At 74.1% G+C, this 16,426-nt stretch carries 15 protein-coding genes; 1 reads left to right on the forward strand and 14 read right to left on the reverse strand.

All coding sequences use genetic code 11. The annotated features are described in order from the left end of the window. Window positions 1-74: 74 nt before the first annotated feature. From pyrF to pyrR, 7 genes are read right to left on the reverse strand one after another with little or no spacing between them, the layout of a single operon-like run. Window positions 75-935 (reverse strand): orotidine-5'-phosphate decarboxylase, encoded by an 861-nt coding sequence (gene pyrF / locus CCE01nite_RS13630; protein WP_034627302.1) that lies wholly within the window; start codon window positions 933-935, stop codon window positions 75-77. Then, window positions 932-4,336 carry a carbamoyl-phosphate synthase large subunit gene (gene carB, locus CCE01nite_RS13635; protein ID WP_052103800.1) on the reverse strand — a complete coding sequence of 1,135 codons (3,405 nt, stop codon included), beginning with the start codon at window positions 4,334-4,336 and terminating at the stop codon, window positions 932-934. The genes pyrF and carB overlap by 4 nt, the downstream gene beginning before the upstream one ends. Beyond that, a complete protein-coding gene (gene carA, locus CCE01nite_RS13640) occupies window positions 4,336-5,547 on the reverse strand; it encodes a glutamine-hydrolyzing carbamoyl-phosphate synthase small subunit (RefSeq protein WP_034627304.1) in 1,212 nt (403 codons plus the stop codon). The genes carB and carA overlap by 1 nt, the downstream gene beginning before the upstream one ends. Then, window positions 5,544-6,107, reverse strand: a complete 564-nt coding sequence (locus tag CCE01nite_RS13645; RefSeq protein ID WP_034627306.1) for a PH-like domain-containing protein — start codon at window positions 6,105-6,107, stop codon at window positions 5,544-5,546. Before CCE01nite_RS13645 ends, carA begins: the two co-directional genes overlap by 4 nt. Further along, the gene (locus CCE01nite_RS13650) at window positions 6,107-7,447 is read right to left on the reverse strand and encodes a dihydroorotase (RefSeq protein ID WP_034627308.1); all 1,341 of its coding nucleotides are present in this window, start codon (window positions 7,445-7,447) and stop codon (window positions 6,107-6,109) included. Before CCE01nite_RS13650 ends, CCE01nite_RS13645 begins: the two co-directional genes overlap by 1 nt. After that, window positions 7,444-8,430 (reverse strand): aspartate carbamoyltransferase catalytic subunit, encoded by a 987-nt coding sequence (locus CCE01nite_RS13655; protein ID WP_034627310.1) that lies wholly within the window; start codon window positions 8,428-8,430, stop codon window positions 7,444-7,446. Before CCE01nite_RS13655 ends, CCE01nite_RS13650 begins: the two co-directional genes overlap by 4 nt. Further along, window positions 8,427-9,047, reverse strand: a complete 621-nt coding sequence (gene pyrR, locus CCE01nite_RS13660; RefSeq protein WP_034627313.1) for a bifunctional pyr operon transcriptional regulator/uracil phosphoribosyltransferase PyrR — start codon at window positions 9,045-9,047, stop codon at window positions 8,427-8,429. The genes CCE01nite_RS13655 and pyrR overlap by 4 nt, the downstream gene beginning before the upstream one ends. 173 nt (window positions 9,048-9,220) lie before the next feature. Between pyrR and CCE01nite_RS13665 the strand changes: the two genes are divergently transcribed. Next, window positions 9,221-11,455: a putative bifunctional diguanylate cyclase/phosphodiesterase gene (locus CCE01nite_RS13665; protein ID WP_034627374.1), complete on the forward strand. Its 2,235-nt coding sequence runs from the start codon at window positions 9,221-9,223 to the stop codon at window positions 11,453-11,455. A 340-nt stretch (window positions 11,456-11,795) separates the two neighbouring features. On the opposite strand, the gene nusB is transcribed toward CCE01nite_RS13665, so the two are convergent. From nusB to CCE01nite_RS13700, 7 genes are all read right to left on the reverse strand, one after another. After that, the gene (gene nusB / locus CCE01nite_RS13670; RefSeq protein ID WP_034627315.1) at window positions 11,796-12,212 is read right to left on the reverse strand and encodes a transcription antitermination factor NusB; all 417 of its coding nucleotides are present in this window, start codon (window positions 12,210-12,212) and stop codon (window positions 11,796-11,798) included. Between the two features lies 1 nt (window position 12,213). Then, on the reverse strand, window positions 12,214-12,777 hold the full coding sequence (gene efp / locus CCE01nite_RS13675; protein WP_034627321.1) for an elongation factor P: 564 nt from the start codon (window positions 12,775-12,777) through the stop codon (window positions 12,214-12,216). Window positions 12,778-12,925: 148 nt separating this feature from the next. After that, window positions 12,926-13,378: a hypothetical protein gene (locus tag CCE01nite_RS13680; RefSeq protein WP_034627322.1), complete on the reverse strand. Its 453-nt coding sequence runs from the start codon at window positions 13,376-13,378 to the stop codon at window positions 12,926-12,928. 121 nt (window positions 13,379-13,499) lie between these two features. Continuing rightward, on the reverse strand, window positions 13,500-14,144 hold the full coding sequence (locus tag CCE01nite_RS13685; RefSeq protein ID WP_034627324.1) for a sigma factor-like helix-turn-helix DNA-binding protein: 645 nt from the start codon (window positions 14,142-14,144) through the stop codon (window positions 13,500-13,502). 39 nt (window positions 14,145-14,183) lie between these two features. Beyond that, the gene (locus tag CCE01nite_RS13690; protein ID WP_034627325.1) at window positions 14,184-14,642 is read right to left on the reverse strand and encodes a type II 3-dehydroquinate dehydratase; all 459 of its coding nucleotides are present in this window, start codon (window positions 14,640-14,642) and stop codon (window positions 14,184-14,186) included. After that, entirely contained in the window at window positions 14,639-15,772 is a 1,134-nt protein-coding gene (gene aroB / locus CCE01nite_RS13695) for a 3-dehydroquinate synthase (RefSeq protein WP_034627327.1), read from the reverse strand. Before aroB ends, CCE01nite_RS13690 begins: the two co-directional genes overlap by 4 nt. Further along, a complete protein-coding gene (locus CCE01nite_RS13700) occupies window positions 15,769-16,362 on the reverse strand; it encodes a shikimate kinase (RefSeq protein WP_034627380.1) in 594 nt (197 codons plus the stop codon). Before CCE01nite_RS13700 ends, aroB begins: the two co-directional genes overlap by 4 nt. Window positions 16,363-16,426 lie beyond the last annotated feature (64 nt).

Genomic DNA, 16,426 nt, shown 5'->3' on the forward strand with positions numbered 1-16,426 from the left:
GTCACCTTCTCGTCCGCGGGATGTGATCGTGGTCCGAACCTAGCGACCGCCGGGCGGGACCGCCAACGCGACGCTCAGCGGAGCGCCCCCGCGGCCTCTCGGGCGGCGTTCTGCGCCGCTGCCAGCAACGACGCCCGGTCGGGTCCGGCGGCGAGGACCGCGCGCGAGGACGACGCGAGCACGGCGTGGCGTGCGGTCCCGAAGACGCGCGCGAGCTCGGGCACACCCGCGCCCTGCGCCCCGACACCGGGGGCCAGGAGGGGTCCGCGGACGGCCTCCAGGTCGACCCCGAGGCGCTGGGCGGCGTCGCCCGTCGTGGCGCCGACGACGAGGCCCACCGACCCCAGGGTGCCGCCCGTCGACGCGAGCTCCGCGGCGTTGAGCGCGGCGGCCTGCGCCGCCACCGCGGCGGCGACCGCGGTCCCGTCCGGCCCGGTCGCGTGCTGCACCGACGCACCCTCGGGGTTCGACGTGAGCGCGAGCACGAACAGCCCGCGCCCGGACGCAGCGGCCGCCTCGACCGCGGGCGTGAGCGACCCGAAGCCGAGGTACGGCGACACCGTGAGCGCGTCGCCGGCGAGCGGCGAGCCGTCGCGCAGGTAGGCGTCGGCGTAGCCGGCCATCGTCGAGCCGATGTCGCCGCGCTTGGCGTCGACGATCACGAGGGTGCCGGTCCGCCGGCCCGCCGCGACGACCTCCTCGAGCACCGCGACGCCCGCCGCGCCGTGCCGCTCGTAGAGGGCCGACTGCGGCTTGAGCGCCGCGACCTTGCCCGCGAGGGCGTCGAGCACGCCGTGGCTGAACGCGCGCAGCCCCGCCACGTCGTCCGCCAGGCCCCAGTCGCGGAGAAGCCCGGGGTGCGGGTCCAGACCGACGCACAAAGGGCCGTACACGTCCATGGCGGCCGCGAGACGCGCACCGAACGGCGCGGTCACGCGCTCACCGTGCCCGCACCCGCACCCGCACCCGCACCCGTCCCGCCCGCCGCCGCCGCCACCGCTCCGGCAGCGGCCGCAGCCGCCGCACGGCGCGCGTGCGTCGCCGCGTCGTGCTCCTGGAGGCTCGTGACGGTGAACGGTCCGGCGAGCGCGGCCTCGATGCCCTGCACCGCGGCCCCGAGCTGCTGCACGGTCGTGACGATCGCCGTGTCGGCGGCCGTCGTCGCGGCCCGGATCTCGTAGCCGTCGGCGCGCGCGCCCTGGCCCGAGGGGGTGTTCACGACGATGTCGACGCTGCCGGAGGAGATCAGGTCGACGATCGTCGGCTCCCCCGCCGGACCGCGGCCGCGCGAGAACTTCCGGACGACGCGCGAGGCGATGCCGCTGCGGCGCAGCACCGCGGCGGTGCCCTCGGTGGCGAGGATCTCGAAGCCGAGCTCGACGAGCCGCTTGACCGGGAAGACGATCGAGCGCTTGTCCCGGTCGGCGACCGAGATGAACGCGGTGCCCGACGTCGGCAGCCCGCCGAACGCCGCGGCCTGGGACTTCGCGAACGCCGTCGGGAAGTCGACGTCGAAGCCCATGACCTCGCCCGTCGAGCGCATCTCCGGCCCGAGCACCGTGTCGACGACCGTGCCGTCGTGCGTCCGGAACCGCTTGAACGGCAGCACGGCCTCCTTGACGGCGATGGGCGCGTCGAGGTCGAGCACGCTCGCGTCGGTCGCCGGCAGGACGCCCGACGCGCGCAGGTCCGCGATCGAGTGGCCGGTCATGACGAGCGCGGCGGCCTTGGCGAGCGGGACGCCGGTCGCCTTGGACACGAACGGCACGGTGCGCGAGGCCCGGGGGTTGGCCTCGAGGACGTAGAGCACGTCGGAGACGAGCGCGAACTGGATGTTGAGCAGGCCGCGGACCCCGACGCCCTTGGCGATGGCCTCGGTCGAGCGGCGGATCCGCTCGAGCTCGGACAGCGACAGCGTGACGGGCGGCAGCACGCACGCGGAGTCGCCGGAGTGGATGCCGGCCTCCTCGATGTGCTCCATGACGCCGCCGAGGAACAGCTCGGTGCCGTCGTAGAGCGCGTCGACGTCGATCTCGATGGCGTCGTCGAGGAACCGGTCGATGAGCAGCGGCGGGATCTCGGTGCCGCGGCCCGTGGTGTTGACTGCGGCGGCGATCGCGCGCTCGACGTACTCGGTGAGCTGCGCGTCGTCGTACACGATCTCCATGCCGCGCCCGCCGAGCACGTAGGAGGGGCGGACGAGCACCGGGAAGCCGATGCCCTGGGCCGTCTCGCGCGCGCCCTCGAGCGTCGTGGCCGTCCCGAACGACGGCGCCGGGAGCCCGGCCGCCTCGAGCACCGCACCGAAGGCGCCGCGGTCCTCGGCGGCGTCGATCGCCTCGGGCGGGGTGCCGAGGATCGGCAGGCCGGCGTCGGCGAGGCGCTGCGCGAGCGACAGCGGCGTCTGGCCGCCGAGCTGCACGATGATGCCCTCGACCGGCCCGACGGCGAGCTCGGCCTCGTAGACCTCGAGCACGTCCTCGAACGTGAGCGGCTCGAAGTACAGCCGGTCGGAGGTGTCGTAGTCGGTCGAGACCGTCTCGGGGTTGCAGTTGACCATGACGGTCTCGAACTCGCCCTTGAGGGCCAGCGCGGCGTGCACGCACGAGTAGTCGAACTCGATGCCCTGCCCGATGCGGTTGGGGCCCGAGCCGAGGATGAGCACCGCGGGGCGCGTGCGGGGACGCACCTCGGTCTCGTCGTCGTACGCCGAGTAGTGGTACGGGGTCAGCGCGGCGAACTCCGCGGCGCAGGTGTCGACCGTCTTGTAGACCGGGCGGACGCCGGCCTCCCACCGGGCGGCGCGGACCGCGTCCTCGCCGATCCCGCGCAGCGCGCCGATCTGCGCGTCGGACAGCCCGTGGCGCTTGGCGCGCACGAGGACGGCGCGGTCGAGCTCGAGGGCGTCGGCGGTCTTCGCGGCGACCTCGTTGACCAGCACGAGCTGGTCGAGGAACCAGGGGTCGATGCCGGTGCGGGCGTAGACGTCCTCGAGCGGGACGCCCGCACGCAGGACCTGCTGCACGTCGATGAGCCGGTGCTCGGTCGGCACCGAGATCGTCGCGAGCAGCGCGTCCAGCGGGTCGCCCGTGAGCGGCTCGCCGTCCCAGTGGAACACCGAGCCGGCGCGGTCGATCGAGCGCATCGCCTTGCCGAGGGCCTCGGTGAAGTTGCGCCCGAGCGCCATCGCCTCGCCGACCGACTTCATGGTGGTCGTGAGCGTCGCGTCGGCCGCGGGGAACTTCTCGAACGCGAACCGCGGGACCTTGACCACGACGTAGTCGAGGGTCGGCTCGAACGACGCCGGGGTCGAGCCCGTGATGTCGTTCGGGATCTCGTCGAGCGTGTAGCCGATCGCGAGGCGCGCGGCGATCTTCGCGATCGGGAAGCCGGTGGCCTTCGACGCGAGGGCCGACGAGCGCGAGACGCGCGGGTTCATCTCGATCACGACGATGCGCCCGGTGTCCGGCTCGACCGCGAACTGGATGTTGCAGCCGCCGGTGTCGACGCCGACCTCGCGGATGACCGCGATGCCGATGTCGCGCATGCGCTGGTACTCGCGGTCGGTCAGGGTCAGCGCGGGCGCGACCGTGACGCTGTCGCCGGTGTGCACGCCGACGGGGTCGACGTTCTCGATCGAGCAGACGACCACGACGTTGTCCGCGTGGTCGCGCATGAGCTCGAGCTCGTACTCCTTCCAGCCGAGGATCGACTCCTCGAGCAGGACCTCCGACGTCGGCGAGTAGTGCAGGCCCTGCCCGACGATGCGCCGCAGGTCCGTCTCGTCGTACGCGAGGCCCGAGCCGAGCCCGCCCATCGTGAACGACGGGCGCACGACCATCGGGTAGCCGAGCCGCCCGGCGGCGTCGAGCGCCTCGTCGACCGAGTGGATGATCTCCGACGCGGCGCTCTCGCCGCCGCAGACCTCGACGACCTCCTTGAACTGCTGGCGGTCCTCGCCCTTCTGGATCGCGGCGATGTTCGCGCCGATGAGCTCGACGCCGTACTCCTCGAGCACGCCGGCCTCGTCGAGCGCGATCGCGGCGTTCAGGGCCGTCTGGCCGCCGAGGGTCGCCAGGACCGCGTCGGGGCGCTCCTTGGCGATGATCGAGGTCAGCACCTCGGTCGTGATGGGCTCGACGTAGGTCGCGTCGGCGAACTCCGGGTCGGTCATGATCGTGGCCGGGTTGGAGTTGAGGAGGATGACCCGCAGGCCCTCCTCCTTGAGCACGCGGCACGCCTGCGTGCCCGAGTAGTCGAACTCGGCGGCCTGGCCGATGACGATCGGCCCGGAGCCGATGACGAGGACGCTGTGGAGGTCGGTCCGGCGGGGCATCAGGCGTCCGCACCCTTCTGGTTCAGCTGCACGTCGGCGCCCGTGGGCGCACCGCGCATGAGGTCGAGGAAACGGTCGAAGAGGTACGCGGCGTCGTGCGGGCCCGCGGCGGCCTCGGGGTGGTACTGGACGGAGAACGCCGGCAGGTCGAGCGCGGCGAGGCCCTCGACGACGTCGTCGTTGAGGTCGACGTGCGAGACGACGACGCGCCCGTAGCGCCCGCCGTCGTGCGGTGCCACGGACTCGCCCTCGAGCGGGGCGTCGACCGCGAAGCCGTGGTTGTGCGCGGTGATCTCGACGCGGCCCGTCGCGCGGTCGAGCACCGGCTGGTTCACGCCGCGGTGCCCGTAGCCGAGCTTGTAGGTGCCGTAGCCGAGCGCGCGCCCGAGGATCTGGTTGCCGTAGCAGATGCCGAAGAACGGGATCCGGCGGTCGAGGACCTCGCGGAGCAGCTCGACCTCGTGCGTCGCCGCACCGGGGTCGCCCGGGCCGTTCGAGAAGAACACGCCGTCGGGGCCGGCGGCCAGCACGTCGTCGATCGTCGAGCTCGCCGGCAGCACGTGCACCCGCACGCCGCGCTCGGCGAGCCGCTGCGGCGTCATGGCCTTGATGCCGAGGTCGATCGCGGCGACCGTGGCGACGGGCTCGTCGAGCGGGGACCCGTCCGGGCCGAGCGCCTCGACGACGTAGGCCTCCTTCGTGGTGACCTCCCCGGCGAGGTCGGCGCCCTGCATCGCCGGGGCGGCCAGCACGACCGCGAGCAGCTCGTCGTCGGAGCGGCGCACGCCGGCGTCGCCGGTGAGCGCGTCGGCCGAGAAGATCCCGGCGCGCATCACGCCGCGCTCACGCAGGTGGCGGGTCAGCGCCCGGGTGTCGATGCCGGAGATGCCGACGACGCCCTGGGCGGCGAGGTCCTCGTCGAGCGTGCGCACGGAGCGCCAGCTCGACGCGCGGCGGGCGGGGTCGCGGACCACGTAGCCGGCGACCCAGATGCGGCCCGACTCCGGGTCCTCGTCGTTGGCGCCCGTGTTGCCGATGTGCGGCGCTGTCATCACCACGATCTGGCGGTGGTAGCTCGGGTCGGTGAGCGTCTCCTGGTAGCCGGTCATGCCGGTGTTGAAGACGACCTCCCCGACGGTGGTCCCGTGCGCGCCGTAGGCCTCGCCGTGGAACGTGCGCCCGTCCTCGAGGACCAGGACTGCGTCGGTCATGACTGCTCCTTCTGCGCCTGCGGTGCGGCAGGCGGCGGGTTCTGCGAGATCAGGGTCGTGGCGGCGGCGACCAGGCGGGCCCGGTCGGCCCGTCGTCGCACGCGCAGGCCGGTGTCGAGGCCGCGCTCGTCGTCGGGTCCGGTGCGCCACGTCAGGACGACGAGCCCGTCGCGGCCGACGAACTTGCCGGCCTGCCCGGGGGCGGTGGCGACCGCGCGCAGCGAGCCGGCGGGGACGAACACCTCGCGCGCACCGGTGCGGCGCACAAGCACGCCCGCATCGCGGACCTGGACGACCGCGGGGCTGCGGGTCCCGAGGTCGTGCGCGACCACGCGGTCGAGCCAGTCCCCCGCGCGCGTCGAGGACACGTAGGTCGCCTCGATCGGCTCGGTGCGGGCGCGGCCGAGCGTGCCCGGGCCCTCGCCCTCCGGGGGCGCGACGGGCAACGCGGGGACGACGGCGGTCGTCGCGGCCCGGCGCTTGTTCCAGCCCCGGCGCATGCCCCACAGCGCGAGCAGCACGAGCGCGACGATGACCAGCACGGTGAGGAGCACGCGCATCAGGCGCCCACCCCCCGTCCGGCCGCCCGGCGTGAGCCGTCCGCGTCGTCCTGCAGCACGCCGTTGAGCACCGTCGCACGCCCGCGCAGGAACGTCGCGACGACCCGGCCCGGGAGCTCGCGGCCGCGGAACGGGGAGTTGCCGCTCGCGGTCGCCTGCTCGGCGGGCTCGACCGTGCGACGCGCCGACGGGTCGACGAGGACGAGGTTCCCGGGCTCACCGACGGCGATCGGGCGACCCTGGCCCTCGACGCGGCCGATCGCTGCGGGCGCCGCGGACAGGACGCGCGCGACGTCGGCCCAGGTCAGTCGGCCGGTGTCGACCATCGTCTCCTGCACGACGGCCAGCGCCGTCTCGAGCCCCGTCATGCCGAACGCCGCGGCAGCCCACTCGCAGTCCTTGTCCTCGCGCGTGTGCGGCGCGTGGTCGGTCGCGACGATGTCGATCGTGCCGTCCGCGAGGCCCGCGCGGACCGCCTCGACGTCCTCGGCGGTGCGCAGCGGCGGGTTGACCTTGAACACGGGGTCGTAGCCGCGCGCGAGCTCGTCGGTGAGCACCAGGTGGTGCGGCGTGACCTCGGCGGTCACGTCGATGCCGCGGGACTTGGCCCAGCGGATGATCTCGACCGAGCCGGCGGTCGACAGGTGGCACACGTGGAGGCGCGAGCCGACGTGCTCGGCGAGCAGCACGTCGCGGGCGATGATCGCCTCCTCGGCGACCGCGGGCCAGCCCGCGAGGCCGATCTCGCTCGACACGACACCCTCGTGCATCTGGGCGCCGTCGGTGAGCCGAGGCTCCTGCGCGTGCTGGGCGATCACGCCGTCGAACGCCTTGACGTACTCCAGCGCGCGACGCATCAGCACCGGGTCGTGCACGCACTTCCCGTCGTCCGAAAACACCCGCACGCGTGCGGCGGAGGACGCCATCGCGCCCAGTTCGGCGAGGTGCTCCCCCGCGAGGCCGACGCTGACCGCGCCGACCGGGTGCACGTCGGCCCAGCCGGCGTCGCGGCCCAGCCGCCACACCTGCTCGACGACGCCCGCGGTGTCCTGCGTCGGGGTCGTGTTCGCCATGGCGTGCACCGCGGTGAAGCCCCCGGCCGCGGCGGCGCGGGTGCCCGAGCGGATGGTCTCGGCGTCCTCGCGGCCCGGCTCGCGCAGGTGCGTGTGCAGGTCGACGAGCCCGGGCAGGAGGACGAGCCCCTCCCCCTCGACGACCGTCGCCTCGCCCGCGCGCGCACCGGCGTCGGGGCCGATCGCCGCGACCACGCCGTCCGCGAGCAGCACGTCCACCGGCTCGCCGCCGAGCGGTGCGACCGAGCGGAGCAGGTACGTCGTCACTTGCCGTCCACCTTCACGTTCGTCGTCTCCCCCGCGAGCAGCAGGTAGAGGACCGCCATCCGGACCGCGACACCGTTCGAGACCTGCTCGACGATGACGGCGCGGTCGGAGTCGGCGGCGTCGGCCGAGATCTCCAGGCCGCGGTTCATCGGCCCGGGGTGCATGACGATCGCGTGCTCGGGCAGGAGCCCGATGCGGCGCGCGTCGAGGCCGTAGCTCCGCGTGTACTCGAGCGGGCTCGGGAAGAACCCGCCGCCCGAGGTCGACATCCGCTCGCGCTGGACCCGCAGCATCATGACCGCGTCGGGTCCGTCCGCGAGCATCGAGTCGAGGTCGTAGGACACGCGCGCGGGCCACGAGCCGACCCCGACGGGCACGAGGGTCGGCGGCGCGACGAGCGTGACCTCGGCCCCGAGCGTGTGCAGGAGCTGGACGTTGGAGCGCGCGACCCGGCTGTGCAGCACGTCGCCGACGATCGCCACGCGCACGCCCCCCAGGTCGCGGCCCGCCACGTCCGCGCGGCCGCCGTCACCCACGAGGTGGCGGCGCATGGTGAACGCGTCGAGCAGCGCCTGCGTCGGGTGCTGGTGCGTCCCGTCGCCCGCGTTCACGACGGCGCCCTGCGTCCAGCCCGAGCGGGCCAGCGTGTGCGGGGCGCCCGACGCGTGGTGCCGGATCACGACCGCATCGGCGCCCATCGCCTGGAGCGTGAGCGCGGTGTCCTTGAGCGACTCGCCCTTCGAGACGCTCGACCCCTTCGCCGAGAAGTTGATGACGTCGGCCGAGAGCCGCTTGGCGGCCGTCTCGAACGAGATGCGGGTGCGCGTCGAGTCCTCGAAGAACAGGTTGACGACCGTGCGCCCGCGCAGCGTCGGGAGCTTCTTGATCTCGCGCGCCTGGGTCGCGGCCATCTGCGCGGCCGTGTCGAGCACCCGGACCGCCTCGTCGCGGCTGAGGTCGCCCGCGGAGAGCAGGTGCTTCATCGCGCCCCCTCGATGAGGACGGCGTCGCGGCCGTCGGTCTCCTCGAGCAGCACGCGCACGCGCTCCGACGTCGACGTCGGCAGGTTCTTGCCGACGTAGTCCGCGCGGATCGGCAGCTCGCGGTGCCCGCGGTCGACGAGCGCGGCGAGCTGGACCGCGGCGGGCCGGCCGAGGTCGCTGATCGCGTCGAGCGCGGCGCGGATCGTCCGGCCCGAGAACAGCACGTCGTCGACCAGGACGACGACCTTGCCGTCGATCCCCGCCGCGGGCAGGTCGGTCGCGCCGATCGCGCGGGTCGGGTGGTGCGCGAGGTCGTCGCGGTGCATCGTCACGTCGAGGCTGCCGACGAGCGCCGCGGCGTCCAGGCCGGGCTCGACGTCGGCGAGGCGCGCGGCCAGCCGATGCGCGAGCGGCAGGCCGCGGGTCGGGATGCCGAGCAGGACGAGGCGCGAGCCGCCGCGGTTGCGCTCGAGGATCTCGTGCGCGATGCGCGTCAGCGCCCGGGAGATCTCCGGGGGGCCGAGGACGACCGTCGCGTCGGGGGCTGCGGGGGCGGGCTCGGTGCGAGCCGCCCCGGTGGGTGTGCCGTCGGCCGGCACAGCGGTGCCAGAGCTCATCCGGCGACCTCCTTCCCCGCCTCACAGGACGGGCCTTAAAGGAATGTCTGTCAGGCGCCGACCTTACCGTGGCGTCGCGCGAGCGGCCGGGCTGTCCACGTTTCCACCGTCCGTGGCGTCGATCACCCGGTTGCCGACTCACCCCCAGCCCTTGGACGGCCGATCAACTCGACATGGACGGAACCGCCTCGACCTGGCCGGCGGCTCTCCAGTTCTTCCTCGCGGGCGTGCTGGGTGGCTCGTGCGTGCTCCAGTGGGTCTGGTGGCGCGGCGAGCTGAGGCAGGCCGGCGCCAAGTGGACGCTGCTGTGGTCGGCGGTGCTCGCGCTCGGCTTCGTCGCGAACGGGCTGCTCGCCATGGCGCCCGAGGGCACCACGGGCTCGGTGCTGCTGTTCGTGCGCGCCCAGCTCTTCGTGGCCGTCGTGCTCCTCGCGCTGCCCGCGACGCGCGCCTACGCCGCCGGCCCGCCCGTGCGGCGCTACGTGCTGGTCGCGGGCGCGTTCGGCCTGGTCCGCGCGGTGCTGTGGGTCACGACCGACGTCGTCATGACCCACTCGTACGTCCAGGGCCTGCCCGTGTACGGCCCGTTCGACGCCGCGACCTTCCTCGCCCCCGTCGTCGTCGTCGCGCTCTACGTGGTGCGCGCGGTCGGCAAGCTGCGCATCACGCCGGTCGGGATCCTGCTGCTCGCGTCCGGGATCGTGTCCGTCGCGCTCCTCGTCGCCTCGCACCTCGTCGCGGACCGTGCGACCGCCGAGGGCTTCGCCACCATGTGGGCGCTGCCCCTCGGCCTCGGCCTCGAGGTGCTCGGGCTCGACCGGCTCCGCCGCGCGCAGGGCGACGCCGTGCGCCAGAACGAGATGCGCGACGCCGTCGCCCGCATCGCGAACGCGGCCTGGTTCATCAAGGACCCCGAGGCGCTGCTCCTGCGGGCCCGCGAGGAGAGCCGCCGCCTGCTCGACGACCCGACGATCGAGGGCTCGCTGCGCCCCCTCGCGCGGGGCCGGTTCGTCACCGAGCTCTTCTCCGTCGAGCACGACGCCGGGAGCACGCGCGAGCGCGGCTTCCTGATGGACCTGGCGCAGATCGTCTCCGCGGCGGCCGAACGCCACGCGCTCGCGTCCCGGCTCAGCCAGGCGGCGTTCACCGACTCGCTCACGCACCTGCCCAACCGGCACGCGCTCGACCAGCACCTCGCCGAGGCGCTCGACCAGGCCGACGTCGAGCGGACCCGCGTCGCGCTCGTGTACTGCGACCTCGACGGGTTCAAGCGCGCGAACGACCACCACGGGCATGCCTGGGGCGACCAGCTCCTCGTGCAGGTCGCGGACCACCTGCGCTCCGCGGCTCCCCCCGGGACGACGGTCGCCCGGCTGGGCGGCGACGAGTTCGTCGCCGTGATCCCCCGCGCCGGCACCTACGACGACCTCATGGCGTTCGGGCGCGAGCTGCGGGCCGGCTTCGGCGGGACCTCGCCCGAGCAGAACCCCCCGCGGCTCACCGTCGGCGTCGCCGTGCGCGAGCCGGGCGAGACCGTGGCCCCCGACCAGCTCCTGCAGCACGCCGACACCGCGATGCTCGAGGCCAAGCGCACGCGCGCCGGCGTCGTCTTCTTCGGCCGGGAGCTCCGCAACCGCGTCAACGCCGAGACGCAGCTGCGCCGGGCGCTCGACGAGGGCGTCGCCGACGGCGAGTTCGAGGCGCACTACCAGCCCATCGTCGACACGGTCACGCTCGAGGTCGTCGGCCTCGAGTCGCTCGCCCGGTGGACGCGCGGCGGCCAGGTGCTCATGCCGTCCGACTGGCTCCCGCTCGCCGAGGAGTCCGGCCTCATCGTCCCCATCGGCCAGGCGCTGCTCGCGAGCTCGCGCGCGGGGTACGAGAAGTTCCGGCTGCCCGTCGCGGTCAACGTCGCCGCGCGCCAGCTCGCCGAGCCCGACTTCCTGCGGCACGTCGAGCGCTCGTGGGGCGACGGCGCCTGGACCCAGCTCACGATCGAGGTCACCGAGAGCGCGCTGCTCGACGACAGCGCCGCCGCGGCCGGGACGCTCGCGGAGCTGCGCCGGCGCGGGGTCAAGATCGCGATCGACGACTTCGGCACCGGCTACAGCTCGCTGTCCCGGCTCGCGACGCTCCCTGTCGACGTGCTGAAGATCGACCAAGCGTTCGTCCGTGAGATCCGCACGCGTCGCGGCAAGGCCGTGCTGCGCGCCATCCTGGCGCTCGCCGACGCGCACGGCCTCGACGTGGTCGCCGAGGGCGTCGAGCGGGCGTCCGAGCTCACGGCGCTCGCGGAGCTCGGCGTGCCCCGCGTGCAGGGCAACCTGCTCGGGCGCGCCTCCGCCACGCTGCCCGTGCGCGGTCCCCGGCCGCGTCCGCGCGGGCGTCGGCCGGTGCGGGTGCTCTGACCGCCTCGGGCGGCGTGCCCACCCGGGACGTGCGCCTCGTCGGGGCGCCGCGCCCGGGCCTGGGCCGATGCACGCCCTCACCCCCGGCGGTCGGAGTCGCTGCCCGCTCGCCGGACCTGTCGGGTGCGCCGAGCTCCCGGATGCGCCGGGCATGGAGTCGACGCCCCGACCCCCGTGGTCCCCGGCTGGGCTTGTCGCCTGTCCGGCGCTTGGGCGGCGCGTGTTTCCGTTATTGGATCGCGCGGTGGCCGCAGACGCGGGACGGCCCCGGCGACCGCGCGATCCGCAGAGCGGGACGGGGTCACCGGGGCCGTCGCGGCCGCGCGGGTCGTGCGTGCTGTCAGGCGAGCAGCGTCGGCTTGAGGTCCACGATCCGGCCCAGGAGGCCGTTGATGAACGTGGGCGACTCGTCGGTCGAGAGGCTGCGGGCGAGCTCGACGGCCTCGTCGACGGCGACCGCGTCGGGCACGTCGTCGTTGTAGAGGATCTCCCACGACCCGAGGCGCAGCAGCGCCCGGTCGACCGCGGGCATCCGCTCGATGGTCCAGCCGTGCGCGTGCGTCGAGATGAGCTCGTCGATGCGGACCCGCTCGGCCGTCACGCCCTCGACCAGCTCGACCGAGTACTGCGGGAGGGCCGCCTCGGTGCCGGGCTCCGCGATGCGCGTGCCGAGCAGCGTCACGGGGTCGATCCCCCGCTGCTCGGCCTCGAAGAGCACGTCGAGCGCGCGCTTGCGCGCCTTGGTCCGGGCACCCACGTCAGTCGTTCACGCGGCCGAGGTAGCTGCCGTCCCGGGTGTCGACCTTGACGCGCGTGTTCGCCTCGAGGAACAGCGGGACCTGGATCTCGTAGCCCGTCTCGAGGGTCGCCGGCTTGGTGCCGCCGGTCGAACGGTCGCCCTGGAGCCCCGGCTCGGTGTACGTGATCTCGAGGACGACCGACGGGGGCAGCTCGACGTAGAGCGGCACGCCCTCGTTCGTCGCGACGAGCGCGCTCTGGTTCTCGAGCAGGAAGTTCGCGGCGTCGCCGACCGTCGCCTCGGCGACGGGCAGCTGGTCGAACGTCGCGGTGTCCATGAAGATGAAGTCGGTGCCGTCCTTGTACAGGTACTGCATGTCGCGCTTGTCGACGTTGGCCGTCTCGACCTTGAGGCCCGCGTTGAACGTCTTGTCGACGACCTTGCCGGACAGGACGTTCTTGAGCTTGGTGCGGACGAACGCGCCACCCTTGCCGGGCTTGACGTGCTGGAACTCCACGACGGTCCAGAGCTGGCCGTCGATCTTCAGCACGGTGCCGTTCTTCAGGTCGTTGGTGGTCGCCACGATCGCTGCTTCCTGTCGAGTTGAGAATCTGCGTGCCGGCTGCAGGCGTCGCGAGACGCCGGGCGCGGCAAGACCGCCGACCATCCTACCGTGCGCTCCCCCGCACCCGTGGCACCGGACCCGGGGCACCGGGCCGGCGCCCGGCGCCTCAGACGAACAGCAGCACGCGTCCCGCGTAGCCGACGATCCCCGCCCACAGCAGCGAGGCGAGCGTCCCGATGACGAACCGCTCGGACGCGCCCGGGTTCTCCCGCAGCTCGGGGTAGCGCCCGAGACCCTTGACCGCGAGCACGAGCGCGACTCCCTCGTTCTCCCCCACGAGCACCAGCCCCGTGACCGCGAACCGCTCGAGCACGCCGATCCACGTCCCGCCGCGCAGCGCGGCACGCGCCCGCTCGCCGTCGGGCCCGTCGCTGACCGAGTCGGGTGCGGGACCGCCGGAACCGTCACCCGCGCCGCCCGGCCCCGGGCCGCCGTCGGGGGTCCCCGCATCCGAGGACCGCCCTGCGAGCCGGAGCACCCCCGACGTGAGCACCCAGCCGCCGAAGACGCTCACGGCGAGCATCGCGACCACGACGAGCAGCTGGAGGACCGGGGTCATGCGCGCTCCCTCTCGACCGTCGCCGGCGAGGCGCCGGCGGCCCCGACCGTACCGGCTCCGGGCGTGCGAGGAGCGCAGCCCGAGCTCCGCTCTCGTCCCGACGCCGGCTTCGGCGCCGACGTCACAGGACGCGACGCCCGGTGGTCGGCGGGGCGGCGGCAAGGGCGAGCAACCGCGCCGCGGCCGGACGGGCGGCCTGCTCCTCGTGCCAGAGCGCCGTCCGCAGCCGCTGGCTCACGGCCTGCTGCGTGATGCCGAGCCGCTCCGCGACCTCCTCCTGCCGAAGTCCCGGTGTCGCCCGTACGGCATCGACCACGGCCCAGCCGGCGACGGACCGCCGCCCAGCCGTGGCCGCGAGGAGCACGAGCACCCCCTCCGCGTCGGCGGCAGCGGCCTCGTCGACTCCCCGCACCGCGAGCGGGACGGGGCGCGACCGCCGCTTCGCCGCCTCGACCGAGTCGCGCGCGAGCAGGAGCGCCGAGCCGGTCGCGGCGCGCGTCGACGACGGCAGCGGCTCGTCGACTTCCCCCGCGCCGATGCCCACGCTCCACCCCCCGTGCCGGACGACGTCCAGGGCGAGGTCGACGACCAGCGCAGCATCGGACAGGAGCCCCTGCACCTCGTCGCCGACCGTGCGCTCGAACGCCCGGACGACATGCATGCCCGCCCCGAGGTCGTCGAGCCGGCGGTGCACACGCGCGAGGAACGGCTCGACGCGATCACCGACGCGCCGGCTGTCGATCTGGTCGATCGTGAGCGCCCACATAAGACAAGGCTATGACATTGTTAGGTCGATCACAATGCCTCAGGGTTGTGGCAGGAGGAGCATGTGATGGCGCACCGCATCGAGCGCCAGGCGGTAGGAGTCGAACCCGAATCCGGCCACCGTCCCCGTCGCCACCGCGCCGATGACGGACGTGTGCCGGAACTCCTCGCGCGCGTAGGGGTTGGACAGGTGCACCTCGACGAGCACGAGGCCGGCCTTCGTCACCTGGGCGGCGGCGTCGCGCAGCGCATACGAGTAGTGCGTGAACGCGGCCGGGTTGAGCACGACATGGCTCCGCGTGTCCACCGCCTCGTGCAGCCAGCCGACGAGCTCCGACTCCGAGTCGGTCTGGCGGACGTCGACCGCGAGCGCCAGACTCTCGCCCCACCGTGCGCAGGCGGCGACGAGGTCGGCGTAGGAGGCCGAGCCGTAGACGTCCGGCTCCCGCACGCCGAGGCGGCCGAGGTTGGGGCCGTTGAGGAGCAGGACGCGGTTCACAGTGCGACCGCCCGAGTGGGAGCGGGCGCGCCTTCCGCCACCTCGGCGTAGGCCGCCGCCAGGAGCGTCGGGTCCGGGCCCTCGAGCCGGCTCGGGCGTGCGACGCCTTCCAGGACCACGAAGCGCAGCAGGTCGCCACGGGTCTTCTTGTCCCGCCGCATCGCGGCCAGGAGCTGCTCCCAGCGGTCACCGCGGTAGCCCACGGGGAGTCCGACCGAGGTCAGGACCGCACGGTGGCGGGCGACGTCGTCGTCTCCGAGACGCCCGGCGAGGCGTGCGAGCTCGGCGGCGAAGACCATCCCGACAGACACCGCGGCGCCGTGCCGCCACGAGTACCGCTCGACCTGCTCGATGGCGTGCCCAAAGGTGTGCCCGTAGTTGAGGATCTCCCGCAGGTTGGACTCCTTGAGGTCCTCGCCGACGACCCGCGCCTTGACGGCGACGGAGCGCTCGACGAGCTCGAGCAGCTCGGGCGACCCCGCCGCGCGGACGGGGTCGGCGACCAGGTCGGGGGCAGCCTCGACGATGTCGAGGATGCGCGGGTCGGCGATGAAGCCGCACTTGAGCACCTCGGCGAGGCCGGCGACGTAGTCGAACCTGGGCATGGTCTCGAGCGCGGCGAGGTCGCACAGGACCCCGGCGGGCGGGAAGAAGGTCCCGACGAGGTTCTTGCCCTCGGCGGTGTTGATCCCCGTCTTGCCGCCCACGGCGGCGTCGACCATCGCGAGCAGCGTCGTCGGCAGGTGCACGACCCGGATGCCGCGCAGCCACGTCGAGGCGACGAATCCCGCGAGGTCGGTCGTCGCTCCCCCGCCGAGCGAGACGATCGCGTCGGAGCGCGTGAAGTCCGCCTGACCGAGCACCTGCCAGCAGAACGCGGCGACCTGCGCCGTCTTGGCCGCCTCCGCGTCGGGCACCTCGGCGGCCAGGGCCTCGTAGCCGTGCGCGGCGAGGTCCTCCCGGACGGCCTCGCCGGACGCCGCGAGCGCGGTGGGGTGGATCACGAGCACGCGGCGGACGCCGTCGCCGAGCAGGCCGGGCAGCGCGCCCAGCAGGTGGTGGCCGATCACGACGTCGTAGGGCTGGTCGCCCTCGACCCTGACGGTCCGTGCGCTCTCGTCGGCGGTCACTCTCCCGGCCTCCTGTTCGTCGGGCTGCTCGCACGCTGCTCGGGTGCGACGGTCAGCTGGTCGTGGATGAGCTCGGCGACCGCCGCGGGGCGCAGCCCGTCGGTCGACACGCGCATGCTCGCGACGGCCTCGTACACCGGTCGCCGAGCGTCCATGAGCGCTTGCCACTGCGCGCGCGGGTTGCCCAGCAGGAGCGGGCGCGACTGGTTGAACCCCACGCGGGGCGCGGCGTGCGCGAGGCTGACGTCGAGGAAGACCACCGTGCCGCCGGCGTCCCGGTAGCCGGCGAGCAGCTCCTGCGTCGTGGCGTCGAGCACGGCGCCGCCGCCGAGCGCGAGGACCCCGTCGTGCTCGGCGAGGGCGTCCGCGACGGCCGCCCGCTCGAGCGCACGGAAGGCGGGCTCGCCGTCGTCGACGAAGATCGCGCTGATCGGCTTTCCCGCGCGACGCTCGACGTCGGAGTCGGTGTCCCGCACGGCGAGCCCGCACCGGACGCCGAGCGCGGACGCGACCGTGCTCTTGCCCGCGCCGGGCGGGCCGACGAGGACGAGCAGCGGGCCGGGACCGGTCGGCGGGTGGGGTGCGCGCACGAACGGCACCGTACCTCGGACGTGCCGGGCGGTGCGGGTGCGTCCGTGCGCTCGTCAGGTGCGC

The organism is Cellulomonas cellasea (assembly GCF_006538745.1).
GTDB classification, from domain to species: domain Bacteria; phylum Actinomycetota; class Actinomycetes; order Actinomycetales; family Cellulomonadaceae; genus Cellulomonas_A; species Cellulomonas_A cellasea.